Below are 13221 nucleotides of genomic sequence, written 5' to 3'. Positions count from 1 at the left end.
CTATGCGATTGGCCGCTCTCGACGTCGCCTCACCCGGCGATCCCCCGGCGCGCGGCGGCCATGCCTTCCCACATCAGCTTCAGGCCGAGCGCGCCGACGACGGCGCCGGCGGCGCGGTCGATCCAGTGCTTGGTGCCGAGATAGGCAGCGCGCGGCTTGCTGGATGAAAAGGCGAAGGCGACGACCGCGTACCAGACGAATTCGTTCAGGAAGAGCAGCGGGGGCAGCACGAGAAGCATCCACAGCGGCGGCGAGGACGGCAGCATGGCCGCGAACATCGAGGCGTAGAAGATCGCCGTCTTGGGGTTGGCGAGCTGCACCAGCAACGCGCGGCGCAGCGCCCGCCAGAACGAGCCGGCGCGTGCCGATGCATCGCCGGTGATCTCGATCGGCTCGCTGGCGCCGCGCCAGATCTTTATGCCGATCCACAACAAATAGGCGCCGCCGGCGACGCGCAGGAAGATATCCAGCCAGGCGAGCTGGACGAGCAGTGCGGTCAGGCCGGCGACCGCGACGGTGGCGAAGATGAAGCCGCCGATGCCCATGCCGATCGCCGCCGCCAGGCCGTCCGTGCGCTCGCCGGCGACGGCGATGCGCGAGACGACGACGAAGCTCGGCCCGGGGCTCATGGCGCCCAGCAGGAAAACGCCAAGGATGGAAAGGATCGTAGCAAACTCGGTCAAGGCTCTCTCCCAGGTTGATGTCGGTAACCCGCGCAATACCATGCACGCGCCAAGCCGATTGTCACCACCCCGGCGGCCGATCCGCTTGGCTGGCGAGCGCCGTTCCTTCCAATTCTTGCCAAATGCAGATCCGGGCCTCGATCGCCTCGGCACCTGCCGCGGATCTCCGCGGCACGCCTCCCTATTGCCCGCTCGATTCCTTCATGATGATCTCGCGATGCGGATAAGGGATGTCTATGCCGTTTGCCTTGAATGTGTCCCACAGCGCCAGCAACACCTTGCCGCGCACGTTGGTCAGGCCTTGCTGGGGGTCGCGGATCCAGAAGCGCAGGACGAAGTTCAGCGAAGAGTCGCCGAAGTCGGTCAGCCAGCAGACCGGCCGCCGGTCGGCCTCGACCCGTCCGACGCTGATCGCGGCTTCTATCGCCAGCTCGCTGACCTTGTGCGGGTCGGCGTCATAGGAGACGCCGAAATTCACGTCGAGCCGCACGAGGTTGTCGCTGAACGACCAGTTGATGACCCTCTGCGTGATGAAGTCCTCGTTCGGGATCAGGAATTCGCGGCCGTCGCGCGTCACCACCGATACGAAGCGCGCCCGCAATTCGCGGATCCAGCCGAATGTGCCCTCGAGCGAAATGGTGTCGCCCGGCTTGATCGACTTGTCGAGCAGGATGATCACGCCGGAGACGAAGTTCGAGACCACTTTCTGCAGCCCGAAGGCGAGACCGACGCCGACCGCGCCGGAAAACACCGTCAGCGCCGTCAGGTCGAGACCGACGGCGGAGAGCGCTACGGCGCCCGCCACCAGCACGAGGCCGATCTTTGCGACCTTGCCGACAAGGACACGGATCGAGGGCGTCAGTTCCTCGGCGAGGCGGACGCGCTCGTCGACGTAGTTGCCGATGACCACCGCAAGCCAAACGGTGGCGATCAGAAGCAGCGCCGCCTTCAGCACCATCAGGGCCGAGAGCCGAACCGCGCCCAAGGAAATTGCGAGGCTGTCGAGGAACTCGGCTGCCTCGTCACTGACGCCCAGTATGACAAGGGCCGCGTAGATCCACGCCAGCCAGCCGAGCGTGCGCGCGACGAGGCGGTTGCGGACGATACGCGACAGCACCGTCGCGAACAGCCACGCCAGGGAGAGCAGCAGCGCGACGTGGAGGAGATGGGTGCGACTTGGCCAGGTGACGGCGCGCAGGACATTGAGCGCGGCAAGCAGGAAGATCGCGAACAGTATCCAGTCGGTGCGCCGCAACAGCGCAATGACGACCCTCAACAGTCCGGGATGGCCCTTGATCTGGCGCGCCTGGCTCTCCACCAGCGGCTCGACGCGCAGCGCCGCCAGCTTCGCCAGCGCGAAGAGCGCGGCGATGATGCCGGCCTGATAGACGAACCAGGGCGTGGCGGCATAGTCGAACCATCCGCCGGCCCAGGCCAGCGATTTGTCGATGGTGCCGCGAAAATCCATTGCCGCACGACCGCTTGGCTAAGGAACTTGCAACTCGCGGTTCCACAATGTCGTCGCGCTCGCGGATGGTCAAGCCGACCTTCCGGGTGCGTCAAGGGCGGCAGCGACGACACAGGCAAGGCCCCGCGCGGGGCCTTGCCGTGTCACCTCAGCGCAGGGCTACTTGCCCATCAGTTGCTTGGCGTTCTCCGCCGTGATCGCGGTGGTATCCACCGTCACGGTCGGCTCGACCGAGGTCGCGCAGTCGAGCAGGATCTTCTTCGACATCTCGATCGCTTCCCTGGCGCCGGTCGGATAGGTGAAGGTCGCCGCCCAGTCGCCCTTGGCCACCGCCTCGATGCCGCCGGCCGGACCCGGCAGGCCGTCGGTGCCGATGATCTTGACGTCCTTGCCGGCGCCCTTGGCGGCCAAGAGCGCGCCTGCCGCCATCATGTCGTTGGAGGCATAGAGCACCTTGATGTCGGGATGCGCCTGCAGCATGGCGGAAAAGGCGGTCTGGGCTTTATCCGGAACCCAGTCGGCTGCCTGCTCGGCGACGATCTGGATCTTCGGGTTGGCCTTGACGCCCTCCTTGAATCCGTTGAGACGTTCCACCGCCGGCGTCGAGCTCGGCAGGCCTTCCAACACCGCCGCCTCGCCGCCGTCGGGCAAAAGCTTCGCGGCGGTGAACTTGCCGGCTTCCTCGGCGATCTTGAAATTGTCGCCGCCGATGAAGGCTGTGTAGTCCTTGCCGGGGTCGCCCACCGTCTTGCGGTCGAGCTCGATGACCGGAATGCCGGCATCCATGGCGCGCTTCACGGCCGGCGTCAGAGGGGCGGCCTCGAAGGGCGAGATCAGCAACAGATCGACCTTCTGGGTGATGAAATTGTCGACCTGCGAGGTCTGCGTGTTGACGTTGCCGGCGCCGTCGGCGATCTGCAGCGTGAAGCCCGGCACTTCCTTGGCCGCCGCCGTCAGCTCGTCATTGACGTGCTGACGATAAGGCTCGGCGTTGTTGGCCTGCGAAAAGCCGATGACGAACTGGCCGTCCTTGGCGCAGGCCTTCACCATCGGGTCGGCTTCAGCCGTGCCCGCAATGCACAGGCCGGCGCCTGCCAGAAGTGCGGCTTTCAGCGCGCGGCTCAGTCCTCTCTGCGTCGTTCTCATGCTCAGTCTCCTCCTCGTCTGGCCGGGGTGCCAGACCTCCGTTGCAGTTCTTGGGTTGCTCTTTCGGAATGCTGCCGCCGGCCTCCTATCGTCCCAAACCCTCGCGGCGGCGAACGAGGGATTGAAGCACTGCCGCCAGCACGATGATCGCGGCGGTCGCGAGCAGCTGCGTGGCGGGGGTGATGTTGTTGAGCTGAAGGATGTTGGCCAGGGCGCCGAGCATGATGGTACCGGCGACAGTGCCGACCATGGAGCCCGCGCCGCCGAACAGGCTGGTGCCGCCGATGACGACGGCGGCGATTGCGGTCAGCTCATAGCCCATGCCGTCATTGGCGCTGCCGAAGTTGAACTGGCCGGCGTGCACGATGCCGGCAAGCGCCGAGGCGAAGCCGGTGATGGCGTAGACCGAAATCTTGACCATCGACACCGGCACGCCGGAAATGCGCGCGGCGCGCTCGTTGCCGCCGACGGCATAGACGTAGCGGCCGAAGCGGGTTGTGTTGAGCACCAGCGTGGCCAAAGCGGCAAAGATGATGAAGACGATGGTCGCCACCGGCACGGTGTTGTCGAACAGCCGCTCGCCCAGCACTGCGAACACCGGCGGCGCCAGGCCCGGCCCATCGCCATAGGAGATGTTGATGTACTGGTTGCCGGAGACGATCAGCGCGAGACCGCGCGCTGCCTGCAGGCCGGCAAGCGTGACGATGAATGGCTCCAGCCGGAAGCGGGTGGAGATCGTGCCCTGGACGACGCCGAACACGATGCCCATCGCGAGCACGGCCAAGATGGTCGAAATCAGCCCGAAGCCGCCGGAGATCATCATGGTGGCGGTCACCACGGCGGAAAGGCCGAGCACGGCGCCGACCGAGAGGTCGATGCCGGCGGTGATGATGACGAAGGTCATGCCGATGGCGATGATGCCGGTCTCCGACACGGCGCGCACGATGTTGGCGATGTTGTCGGGGTTGAGGAACAGGATCTCGCCATGGCGCCGCGGCGAGAAAATGACGCCGCCGATCGCCACCAGCACCAGGCCGATCAGGCTCTGGAAGCGCACGATGATGGCCAGCGGGTCGACGCGATGCCTTGCTGCCGCCCCTGGCGAACTTGAAGCTGCCGGGCTTGCCGCCACCGAAATCTTCTGATCCGACATCAGGCCTCCCTGCCGTTTGCCGCGGCAAGCACGGTGTGCTCATCAACGCCGCCGATGAATTCCGCCACACTGCGCCCCTGGCGCAGCACCACGATCCGGTCGCACAGCCCGATCAGCTCGGGCATCTCGCTGGAGGCGACCAGTATGCCCAGCCCTTGCGCCGCCAGCGCCCTGAGCCGCGCGTAGATCTCGCCCTTGGCGCCGACATCGACGCCGCGCGTCGGCTCGTCGAGCAGCAAGAGGCGCGGGCTGCCGAGGATTTCCTTCGCCAGCACCACCTTCTGCTGGTTGCCGCCCGAAAGCGCGCCGACGGCGATGTCCGGGTTCTTCGGGCGGATGTCGAACTGGGCGAACGACTCTCGCACCGCCTCCGCCTGCCGGCGCGGCGACATCAGCCCGGCCGGCGAGATGCGGCGGATCACCGACATCACCAGATTGAGGCCGACCGCCATCCGAAGCATCAGCCCGCTGCCGCGCCGGTCGTCGGTGACGAAGGCGATGCCGGCCTTGCGCGCCGCGTTGATGGATTCGAGTTTTACGGGCCTGCCGCCGACCGCGACCTGGCCCTGCCAGCGGCCGGCAAGGCCGGTGCCGTAGAGCGCGGAAAGCAGCTCGGTGCGCCCTGCCCCCATGATGCCGGCCAGGCCGACAATCTCGCCTTCCCTGACCTCGAGCGTAATCCCGCTCGGCGGCTGCCAGCCCGCGCTTTCGCGAGCGAGCCGGAAGCTTGCATCCTTGAGGCTGAGCAGCGTCTTGCCGGCGCGCTTGGCGCGTTCGGGATAAAGCTCGTCCAGCGGCCGGCCGACCAGCAGGCGCACCAGTTCGGCCTGCGGCGCATGCGGCGCGGCGATGCCGGCGACGCGGCCGTCGCGCATCACCGTCACGCGGTCGGCGATACCAGGCACTTCCTCCAGCCGGTGCGAGATGTAGACGATGCCGACGCCGGTGGCGGCGAGCTTGCGCATGATGTCGAACAGGCGCTCGACCTCGCCGACGGTGAGCGCCGCCGTCGGCTCGTCCATGATCAGGACGCGCGAGGCATAGGACAGCGCCTTGACGATCGCCACCACCTGGCGCTGGCCGATCGAGAGGTCGGACACGAGGCGCGCAGGATCGATGGCGAGCTCGATCGCCTCCAGCCGCTGCTTCGCCTCGCGGCGCATCGCCGGCACGTCGAGCATGCCGCCCGGCCGCATCAATTCGCGGCCGAGGAAGAGGTTCGCCGCGACGTCGAGAGAAGGAACAAGGTCGAGTTCCTGGAAGATGGTGGCGATGCCGGCGGCTTGCGCCTCGCGCGGATTGTTGAACGCCACCGGCTTGCCGTCGATCCGGATCTCGCCCTCGTCCGGCGTGTGGACGCCCGACAGAAGGTTCATCAGCGTCGACTTGCCGGCGCCGTTCTCGCCGAGCAGCGCGTGGATCTCGCCGGCCTTGAGGTCGAAGTCGACGCCGCGCAGCGCCTGCACGCCGCCAAAGCGTTTCACGGCGCCGGTAACGGACAGCAGCGGCGCGCTCACGCCGGCCTCGTGTGGGCTGGCCTCGTGTCGGCCGGCCTCGCGCAGGATTGGCGCGCCTGGAGCGTCGCCTGGAGGCGCACGGTGCGGGGTGCTGCGTCGCTGGAGCCGATGCGTTCGCTGAGCAGCGCCGCCGCCTGTCTGCCGATCTCGGTGCAGGGCTGCTCGACCAGCGTCAGCCTGGGCTCGAAGCAGTCGGCCCATTCGAAATCGTCGAAGCCGACGATCGACAGGTCGCGAGGGATCGAAAGACCCTTCTCGCGGATGGCACGGACTGCCCCGATCGTCGTCATGTTGTTGCCAGTGACCAATGCGGTGGGCGGCCTAGGCAGCGACAAGATCGCATGCGTCGATGCCGTGGCGCTCGCCGTGTCGACATTTTCCGGCGAGACATAGTGCGGCAGGCATTCAAGTCCATTGGCGGCGAGCGAGGCGCGGAAGGCGTCGACGCGCTCGCGCGTGGTGGCCAGCCCCGGCTGGCCGGCGATGTAGCCGATGCGCCTATGGCCAAAGGAGGCGACATGGTCGATCAGCGCCCGCATCGCCGTCTCGTTCTCGACGCCGATCTGGTCGAAGCGGTCGTCGGCGAAGCGGTCGATCAAGACGCAAGGCAGCTTCTTTTCGGCGAGATAGCCGATCGCGCGCTCAGGCGATCCCGACGGCGCCAGGATCACGCCGTCGACGCGGCGCTGGTGGAAGGCGCGCACCACCTGCAGCTCGCGGTCGGGGTCTTCCTGGGTGTCGGAGAGAAATACCATCAGGCCGAGCCGCGCGCATTCGGCTTCGACCGCGCAGATGATGTCGGTGAAATAGGGGTTGGAGATCGCCGAGATGGCCAGCCCGACGCTGTTGGTCGAGGCGACTTTCAGCGAGCGCGCCAGTTCGTTGGGCTGGTAGCCCATGGCGGCGATGGCGTCGTTGATCAGCTGCGCCTTCTCGGGCGAGACGAAGCGCGTGCGGTTGACGACATGCGAGACGGTCGAAACCGAGACGCCGGCGCGGCGCGCGACCTCAGCCATTGTCGGCATGACGGCTCGTACGGAGTGCCCGCAAGCGCCCCTCCCTTAGATGCGTTTCCCGTCCGCTCTGCTTTTTTGGTTTCTGGCGGATCTGGCAAAACCATAGAGCCATCGAAACGTTTGCGCAATCGATTCGATGGCGAGCTGTGGAAATCTCTTTGGAACAGCGAAGAGAGCCCGCTTCGGGCGATGTTGCTTCAATTGTCGATGCCGGCGCTGCCCCTCATCCGCCTGCCGGCACCTTCTCCCCGTGAACGGGGAGAAGGAGACTGGCCTCGCTTCTTGACGCCTGTTCTGCAACGTTGGTGGCTGGCGAAAGCGGAGATGAGAGCCTTCTCCCCGTTCACGGGGAGAAGATGGCGGCAGCCAGATGAGGGGCAGCGCAGACGCTTGTAAGGACGCACCGCGCCGAGGCGATTGCCCGCCCCAACGAAGGTTGCGGATAGCTACGAGGTGAAAGCCAACCAGGCGGTGCCGGCGAGGAGCGTCAGCAAGGTCAGCGGCAGGCCGACCTTGAAGAAGGCCATGAAGGACAATTCCTTGCCCGCCACCCTCGCCTGCTCGGCGACGATGAGGTTGGCGACGGAGCCGAGCAGCGTGAAATTGCCGGCGAGCGTCGAGCTCATCGCCACGACCAGCCAGGCGCGCTCGGGGTTTTCCAGGCCGGGGATAAAGGGCCTCAGCGCCAGCACGGCCGGCACGTTGCTCATGATGTTGGAGAGCACGGCGGTGAAGCCGGAAAGCCGCCAGACATCGTCGAGGCCGATGGTCTTTGCCCAGGCGATCATGTCGGGGGTGAGCAGCGTCTTTTCGGCCCCCGCCACCACCACGAACAGTCCGGCGAACATGAAAAGCAGCGGGCCGTCGATCTCGCGGTAGATGCGGTGCGGCTTGATCGCGCGGGTGACAAGCAGGAACGCTCCGGCAATCAGCGCCGCCTTGGCGACGGGCGCACCGGCGAAAAAGGCGATCGCCAGCGCCACGCAGACGATGGTTGCCTTCAGCACCTGGCCGGGTAGCATGCGGCCGCGATAGACCTCGGGGCTGAGCTCCGCGGGGCGGGAGAATTCGGCGCGGTAGACGATGCGGATGATGACGATGACGGCGAGGAGGCCGAACAGCGCCACCGGCGCAAGCGCCGCTGCGAAGGCCGGGTAGGAAATGCCCGAAAGCGCGCCGATCACCATGTTCTGCGGATTGCCGGTGATGGTGGCGACGCTGCCGCAGTTGGAGGCGGTGCAAGTGGCGATGAGATAGGGAACCGGATTGCGCCTGATGACGCGGGTGACGTGGACAACGATCGGCGCCATCACCAGGCAGATCGCGTCATTGACCAGGAAGGCCGAGAGCACGCCGGTCAGCACCGTCACCATGATCAGGAGCATGAACGGCGCATGCGCGTGCTCGATGGCAAAGCCGCCGAGCGCGCGGAAGGCGCCGGACACTTTCAGATGCGCCACCACGATCATCATGCCGAGCAGAAGCGTGATGGTGTCGAAGTTGATGGATCGGTAGGCGTCCTCCATGCCGATCGCGCCGATGGCGATCATGGCGGCGCCGCCGAGCAGCGCGATGCCGGCGCGGTCGAGCCTGAGGCCCGGAATGCGGCCGACAGCGACGCCGGCATAAGTGAGCACGAGGATGAAAAGCGCGCCCGCGCCGGTCCATGTCATTGCCAGAGGTTCCCGTCCGCCCTGCCCTGCCCGGCAGAATCTGCCCGGACCACCTTTAGCAAGGGCGGCGCAAAGGGAAAGCGCGCGACCGTTGAAACTTTCGTCATCGGCCGTCGCGGCTTTTATATCGCTGAAAGCTAATGTAAGGTTTTCGAAAAACCGGGCCGACAATCCAGTCGTTGGGGACTAAGCGGATGAACACGGTCGTTGAAGGGGAGCATCGCGCCTCGCCTCAGGAGAATCTGATGCCCTCGACGGAATGCCGGCGCTGCCACGGCGCCAGGAAGGTTTTCGTTTGCGCCCGCTGGGTCAGTTCCAACGGCCATTGCTGCCCGGAAGGAACGCACCGGCTAAACTGCCCGGGGCACAGCATGGTGTGCCTGGAATGCGGCGAACGAGGAAGCCGGAACGCCTGACGCTTGGGTCCGAGGAGACTACCGCCAACTCGCCGGTCGCGGCGAGGAGGTAGCCGGCATCAAGGACATGCCAGCTAGCGGCGATTAGAGCCGTCCGAGCAGCACCAGGATGATCAAAATTACCAGGATGAGTCCGAGGCCGCCGCCGCCATAGTAGCCTGTGCCATAGAAGGGTCCGCCGCCCAAGCCGCTAAAGCCGCCCAGCAAAGCAAGAATAAGAATAATGATGAGAATTGTGCCGAGACTCATGACCTTTTCCTCTTTCGACCGAGTAATCCACGTCTGCTACGAGGGAATGAACTCTTGAGCGGGCGCGCATGTTCCGCCGAAACTACCGGCCTCTCTCTACCGCGGATCGGTATGGTCGAACGTAACGACGGGCCCCGAACCGGCCTCGATACCCTTGGGAACCATCAACAAGAGCGCGATGACGACCGCGATCGATGCAATGATCGCGACGGTGCTGAAAACGTCTTTCATCTTCCATCCTGAAGCATTCGAAGATGCTAAACAACGCGCTGGACCTTCCTCGCGTTCCACAACACATCCTCGATCCGAACAGTCCGGAACCATTTCCGCGCCGACAACGTTGAGGGCAGCCCGCTTTGGGGCGACAGGAGGCGGGTAAATGGGCGCATCGGTTCTCATCGGCATCCTGATCACCTTCCTGGTGGTGATCCTGGTGCTCTATCTGGTGCAGCGCCTCCCGCTCGATGGCCGCACAAGGCAGATCGCCCAGATCGTCGTCATCATCATCGGCGTCATATCGCTGCTCAGATACCTTGCGGTGTTCTAGCAGCGATGCATATTCGCTATCCCGAAAGCCACGATTGGAAGCCCGGTGCCTCCATGAAAAGCCTGTCGACCGCCCTTGTTGCCGGCACGATATTGTGGACCGCGGGCGCCGCCGATGCGCGGCCCGACGCGCGTGCCATGACCTGTGCCGAGACGCAGGCGCTGATCCAGAGCCGGCACGCCGCGGTGCTGACCACCGGGCCCGACACCTATGATCGCTTCGTGCGCCAATTCGGCAATGAGTGCGACTGGCCGGAAGTTCCGATGTCGGTCGCGGTTCCGACCATGACGGTCCGTGCCGCGTCTACCGCTGCGAGGAACCGGTCTTCGACTTCCCCGGTTGAGTGACGCTTCCAACCGCGGTGCGGAACCGTTACGGCAGCATGCGAATTGTAGCGGGTGATGACACCAAGATTCCGGCTGCAGGAGGAACGGCCATGTCCAACGATGTCATGCGCAGCGGCAGCTGCCTGTGCGGCGGCGTCCAGTTCCGGGTGACCGGCGAGCCGCTAAGGGTCGGTCTTTGCCATTGCAAGGACTGCCGCAAGACCAGCGGATCGGCCTACCAGGCCTTTGCCATATGGCCACGCCAGGCATTCGAGAGCGAAGGAATCACCAGCACCTATGGCGGGCGAAGCTTCTGTCCAACCTGCGGCAGCCGCTTGCCGTCGGTCGGCGAGGACGAGGCCGAGGTGATGATCGGCAGCCTGGATGTCGCGCCGACCGAAGGGCTGGAGCCCAGCTACGAGCTGTGGATCGGCCGACGCGAGCGCTGGTTGCATCCCCTGCCCGATGCGCGCCAGTTCGAGCAAGACAGGACCGCCGCCGATTCGGCGGCCGATGATGGCGAACCGGAGGAGGGACGGGAGCCGTATCGTAAGTCGGCCTAAGTTCCCGGCATCGGCAAGGCTTAAGCCTAGACACAAAAAGCATCGGTCCCAGCGATGCCGGCCATATGCCCTGGAAATGGCCCGGTCGCTGACCGCGAGGGGTCTCGTCTTCTTCTCGAAGTCGCGCAGTTTCAACCACCGGTCGGTTGTCGGCGCGGCAACGGCCGCTAGCATCCCCGGGGCGGCGACCCTTTTGGAGGCCGCTTCGGCCGGCGCGGCTCAGGCAACACATCAGCATTGCCGCGCCGGCCTTGCAAGATCGATAGAATGTCCAGCCTTGGCGGCGCATCCGAGCGAATACAATCTTTTAAGTTGTTTCAAATTCAAAGGCTTTTTCTTATCGCGTGAAGTACCAAGCTTCAGTTGCGGCAGCGAAGTGAAAAAAGTTTCGGCGAGAAAAAATTTTCCATCATCCGCATTTCTGGCTATGCCAACTATGCGATCAAGCTATGTAAGCAAGCAGCAGGTCCTATGATTTCCTGCCTTGTACAACTTTGTTTCTTTTTTGTTTTGCGACATAGTACTGGCGAATCTTGAAACCGGACGGGCGGTTTTCATGACTTTGGCGTCTGAACGCAGCCGCAATGCGCATATGCGGTATCCACCAATCGACGGGTTTTGGACCTGGGACATCAAGCGCGACCGCGTCTACGACGACGCAAATCTGTCCGCCTATTTCGACCTGACGCTCGAGGAATTCTCGCACGGCGCGCCGCTGGAACGGCGGATGCAAAGCATAGAGCGGGAAGACCAGCCGAGGGTTCGGCTGGCGATCCGCAAGGCGATCGAGCGCAGGTCAGGCTTTCGCGAGGTCTACAAGGTCCGCTCGGAAAAGATAGGGCTGCGCAAGATCCTGGCCGTCGGCCAATGCTATGTCGACGGCATGGGCGAGGCAGCGCTCTATCCCGGCTGGTTCGTCGATCTGACGCAGGACGCCGCGTGCGAGGAGCACTCGCTGCGCGAAATCCACAACCATGTCGAGCAGGCCAAGGAAATCGCACAGTCGATCGGGCACGACATGCTGTCCTACCTCCTGGACAACATCCAGGAAGAGATCCAGCAGACGCTTGGCGAGAAATCAGGGAGGCGCAAATCTTCCTGAGGCGACGTTTGCCGGATTCTTCGCTGGTTTCTGGGCTAGCTTCCGGGCGGAAGCCTGCCTCGCCGGCCGATCTCGGCAGTCACCATGCGCGCGAAATGCGACCGGGGCGAGCGACGCTCGATAAGCCTGGCTCTCTCGAAGGCGGCGTCGCCGTAGAATTCGATCAGCACATTGGCCGCCTTGGCAGCGTCGGCCTTCAGCCTGCCGACATCGGCCTGTCCGCTCCCGCTCGAGGGCTCGCACCTGGCAACCACGTCAAGCATGGCTTGCAACTTTTCAGGTGTGCTGCCCTCGTCTTCTTGCATGGTCGCTATCCGGATTGGGGGCGTAAAATATCGACATTTCCGCGCGGTGTCCAACAACTTCGTCGAGCGCGGGTGCAACCGGATACAGCTTAGCCGCGAGTCAGACCCATAACCTTCGTACAAATATAGTGAGCCAAACTTCCCACGCAGACATTGGGGGCACCGATGGACCAGCCAACCAAAATGGAAAACCTGCAGTTCGCGCAGGGGATCTTGCGGGAGCTTCGCCAGAAGGCTGAGGCCGATGGCGAGAAGCTTCTGACCTATCTCATCGACATGGCCTATCTCGAAGCCAGCGACCGTATCCGAGCCCATTGGATCGGCAGCCACGAGAACGAGAACCGCCGGGCCAAGGGCTGAGGCCGCCTGCGGGCAATTCGGGACCATACGCCCGAAACGCAAAAAAGCCCGCCATGCCTTTTCGGCACGGCGGGCGTGATCGCGGACCAGCGGCTACCTCGTAGCCGCTATTTTTATGATGCGGCGGCCTTTTCGCGGACGGGAAGCTTCCAGCCCGGCCGGACGAAATGGCAGGTGTAGCCGTTGGGATAGCGCTCCAGATAATCCTGATGCTCGGGCTCGGCCTCCCAGAACGGGCCGGCCGGAGCGAGCTCGGTGACGACCTTGCCTGGCCATAGGCCCGAGGCGTCGACATCGGCGATCGTGTCCTCAGCCACCCGCTTCTGCTCGTCGCTGGTGTAGAAGATCGCCGAGCGGTAGCTCATGCCGACATCGTTGCCCTGACGGTTCCTGGTCGTCGGGTCGTGGATCTGGAAGAAGAACTCGAGCAGCGTGCGGAAACTGGTCCTGGTTGGATCGAAGACGATCTCGATCGCCTCGGCATGGGTGCCGTGATTGCGATAGGTCGCATTGGGGACGTCGCCGCCGCTATAGCCGACACGGGTGGAGATCACGCCGGGGAAGCGGCGGATCAGATCCTGCATGCCCCAGAAGCAGCCGCCGGCAAGGACCGCGCGTTCGGAAGAAGCCATGTCAAACCTCCTTTGGATTTCTCCATAGGTGGGGATTGTGGCCTGCTTGTTCCAGCCGCTCAAGC

At 64.5% G+C, this 13221-nt stretch carries 16 protein-coding genes; 5 read left to right on the top strand and 11 right to left on the bottom strand.

The window, feature by feature from the left end:
• Nucleotides 1-29 precede the first annotated feature (29 nt).
• The 9 genes from EH240_RS26135 to EH240_RS39705 form a co-directional block, all read right to left on the bottom strand.
• Entirely contained in the window at nucleotides 30-683 is a 654-nt protein-coding gene (locus tag EH240_RS26135; protein WP_125004010.1) for a LysE family translocator, read from the bottom strand.
• 181 nt (nucleotides 684-864) lie between these two features.
• Nucleotides 865-2151 (bottom strand): mechanosensitive ion channel family protein, encoded by a 1287-nt coding sequence (locus EH240_RS26130; RefSeq protein ID WP_125004008.1) that lies wholly within the window; start codon nucleotides 2149-2151, stop codon nucleotides 865-867.
• Nucleotides 2152-2310: 159 nt separating this feature from the next.
• On the bottom strand, nucleotides 2311-3297 hold the full coding sequence (locus tag EH240_RS26125) for a substrate-binding domain-containing protein (RefSeq protein WP_125004006.1): 987 nt from the start codon (nucleotides 3295-3297) through the stop codon (nucleotides 2311-2313).
• Nucleotides 3298-3382: 85 nt separating this feature from the next.
• Nucleotides 3383-4450, bottom strand: coding sequence for an ABC transporter permease (locus tag EH240_RS26120; protein ID WP_245436384.1), 1068 nt, complete (start codon nucleotides 4448-4450; stop codon nucleotides 3383-3385).
• Entirely contained in the window at nucleotides 4450-5967 is a 1518-nt protein-coding gene (locus EH240_RS26115; RefSeq protein WP_125004002.1) for a sugar ABC transporter ATP-binding protein, read from the bottom strand. The genes EH240_RS26120 and EH240_RS26115 overlap by 1 nt, the downstream gene beginning before the upstream one ends.
• Nucleotides 5964-6992: a LacI family DNA-binding transcriptional regulator gene (locus EH240_RS26110; protein ID WP_125004000.1), complete on the bottom strand. Its 1029-nt coding sequence runs from the start codon at nucleotides 6990-6992 to the stop codon at nucleotides 5964-5966. The genes EH240_RS26115 and EH240_RS26110 overlap by 4 nt, the downstream gene beginning before the upstream one ends.
• A 437-nt stretch (nucleotides 6993-7429) precedes the next feature.
• Nucleotides 7430-8656 carry an anion transporter gene (locus EH240_RS26105; RefSeq protein ID WP_125003998.1) on the bottom strand — a complete coding sequence of 409 codons (1227 nt, stop codon included), beginning with the start codon at nucleotides 8654-8656 and terminating at the stop codon, nucleotides 7430-7432.
• Between the two features lie 500 nt (nucleotides 8657-9156).
• Nucleotides 9157-9321, bottom strand: a complete 165-nt coding sequence (locus EH240_RS26100; protein WP_125003996.1) for a DUF3309 family protein — start codon at nucleotides 9319-9321, stop codon at nucleotides 9157-9159.
• 96 nt (nucleotides 9322-9417) lie between these two features.
• Nucleotides 9418-9552 carry a hypothetical protein gene (locus EH240_RS39705; RefSeq protein ID WP_281035158.1) on the bottom strand — a complete coding sequence of 45 codons (135 nt, stop codon included), beginning with the start codon at nucleotides 9550-9552 and terminating at the stop codon, nucleotides 9418-9420.
• Between the two features lie 148 nt (nucleotides 9553-9700).
• On the opposite strand from EH240_RS39705, the gene EH240_RS26095 reads away from it, so the two are divergent.
• From EH240_RS26095 to EH240_RS26080, 4 genes are all read left to right on the top strand, one after another.
• Nucleotides 9701-9868, top strand: a complete 168-nt coding sequence (locus EH240_RS26095) for a Thivi_2564 family membrane protein (RefSeq protein ID WP_125003994.1) — start codon at nucleotides 9701-9703, stop codon at nucleotides 9866-9868.
• Between the two features lie 53 nt (nucleotides 9869-9921).
• On the top strand, nucleotides 9922-10215 hold the full coding sequence (locus EH240_RS26090) for a hypothetical protein (protein ID WP_342634112.1): 294 nt from the start codon (nucleotides 9922-9924) through the stop codon (nucleotides 10213-10215).
• Between the two features lie 89 nt (nucleotides 10216-10304).
• Nucleotides 10305-10757, top strand: coding sequence for a GFA family protein (locus EH240_RS26085; protein WP_125003992.1), 453 nt, complete (start codon nucleotides 10305-10307; stop codon nucleotides 10755-10757).
• 556 nt (nucleotides 10758-11313) lie between these two features.
• The gene (locus EH240_RS26080; RefSeq protein ID WP_125003990.1) at nucleotides 11314-11859 is read left to right on the top strand and encodes a hypothetical protein; all 546 of its coding nucleotides are present in this window, start codon (nucleotides 11314-11316) and stop codon (nucleotides 11857-11859) included.
• A 35-nt stretch (nucleotides 11860-11894) separates the two neighbouring features.
• Here EH240_RS26080 and EH240_RS26075 read toward each other — a convergent pair whose 3' ends face one another.
• On the bottom strand, nucleotides 11895-12164 hold the full coding sequence (locus tag EH240_RS26075; protein WP_125003988.1) for a hypothetical protein: 270 nt from the start codon (nucleotides 12162-12164) through the stop codon (nucleotides 11895-11897).
• A gap of 165 nt (nucleotides 12165-12329) precedes the next feature.
• Between EH240_RS26075 and EH240_RS26070 the strand changes: the two genes are divergently transcribed.
• The gene (locus EH240_RS26070; RefSeq protein WP_125003986.1) at nucleotides 12330-12524 is read left to right on the top strand and encodes a hypothetical protein; all 195 of its coding nucleotides are present in this window, start codon (nucleotides 12330-12332) and stop codon (nucleotides 12522-12524) included.
• Nucleotides 12525-12637: 113 nt separating this feature from the next.
• Here the strand turns inward: EH240_RS26070 and msrA are convergent, their stop codons facing one another.
• Nucleotides 12638-13156, bottom strand: coding sequence for a peptide-methionine (S)-S-oxide reductase MsrA (msrA, locus tag EH240_RS26065; RefSeq protein ID WP_125003984.1), 519 nt, complete (start codon nucleotides 13154-13156; stop codon nucleotides 12638-12640).
• Nucleotides 13157-13221 lie beyond the last annotated feature (65 nt).

Origin of the sequence: Mesorhizobium tamadayense (assembly GCF_003863365.1) — a bacterium.
In the GTDB taxonomy this organism is placed as follows: domain Bacteria; phylum Pseudomonadota; class Alphaproteobacteria; order Rhizobiales; family Rhizobiaceae; genus Mesorhizobium; species Mesorhizobium tamadayense.
The sequence above is the reverse complement of the archived record's forward strand: the minus strand, read 5'-3'. Positions and strand labels throughout refer to the sequence as shown.

What these genes read in the sequence shown, in the direction of transcription:
- EH240_RS26100 (WP_125003996.1), bottom strand. Translation starts at nt 9,321, where the DNA reads ATGAGTCTCGGCACAATTCTCATCATTATTCTTATTCTTGCTTTGCTG.
- EH240_RS26105 (WP_125003998.1), bottom strand. Translation starts at nt 8,656, where the DNA reads ATGACATGGACCGGCGCGGGCGCGCTTTTCATCCTCGTGCTCACTTAT.
- EH240_RS26095 (WP_125003994.1), top strand. Translation starts at nt 9,701, where the DNA reads ATGGGCGCATCGGTTCTCATCGGCATCCTGATCACCTTCCTGGTGGTG.
- EH240_RS26130 (WP_125004008.1), bottom strand. Translation starts at nt 2,151, where the DNA reads ATGGATTTTCGCGGCACCATCGACAAATCGCTGGCCTGGGCCGGCGGA.
- EH240_RS26110 (WP_125004000.1), bottom strand. Translation starts at nt 6,992, where the DNA reads ATGCCGACAATGGCTGAGGTCGCGCGCCGCGCCGGCGTCTCGGTTTCG.
- EH240_RS26120 (WP_245436384.1), bottom strand. Translation starts at nt 4,450, where the DNA reads ATGTCGGATCAGAAGATTTCGGTGGCGGCAAGCCCGGCAGCTTCAAGT.
- EH240_RS26090 (WP_342634112.1), top strand. Translation starts at nt 9,922, where the DNA reads ATGAAAAGCCTGTCGACCGCCCTTGTTGCCGGCACGATATTGTGGACC.
- EH240_RS26080 (WP_125003990.1), top strand. Translation starts at nt 11,314, where the DNA reads ATGACTTTGGCGTCTGAACGCAGCCGCAATGCGCATATGCGGTATCCA.
- EH240_RS26075 (WP_125003988.1), bottom strand. Translation starts at nt 12,164, where the DNA reads ATGCAAGAAGACGAGGGCAGCACACCTGAAAAGTTGCAAGCCATGCTT.
- EH240_RS26125 (WP_125004006.1), bottom strand. Translation starts at nt 3,297, where the DNA reads ATGAGAACGACGCAGAGAGGACTGAGCCGCGCGCTGAAAGCCGCACTT.
- EH240_RS39705 (WP_281035158.1), bottom strand. Translation starts at nt 9,552, where the DNA reads ATGAAAGACGTTTTCAGCACCGTCGCGATCATTGCATCGATCGCGGTC.
- EH240_RS26070 (WP_125003986.1), top strand. Translation starts at nt 12,330, where the DNA reads ATGGACCAGCCAACCAAAATGGAAAACCTGCAGTTCGCGCAGGGGATC.
- EH240_RS26085 (WP_125003992.1), top strand. Translation starts at nt 10,305, where the DNA reads ATGTCCAACGATGTCATGCGCAGCGGCAGCTGCCTGTGCGGCGGCGTC.
- msrA (WP_125003984.1), bottom strand. Translation starts at nt 13,156, where the DNA reads ATGGCTTCTTCCGAACGCGCGGTCCTTGCCGGCGGCTGCTTCTGGGGC.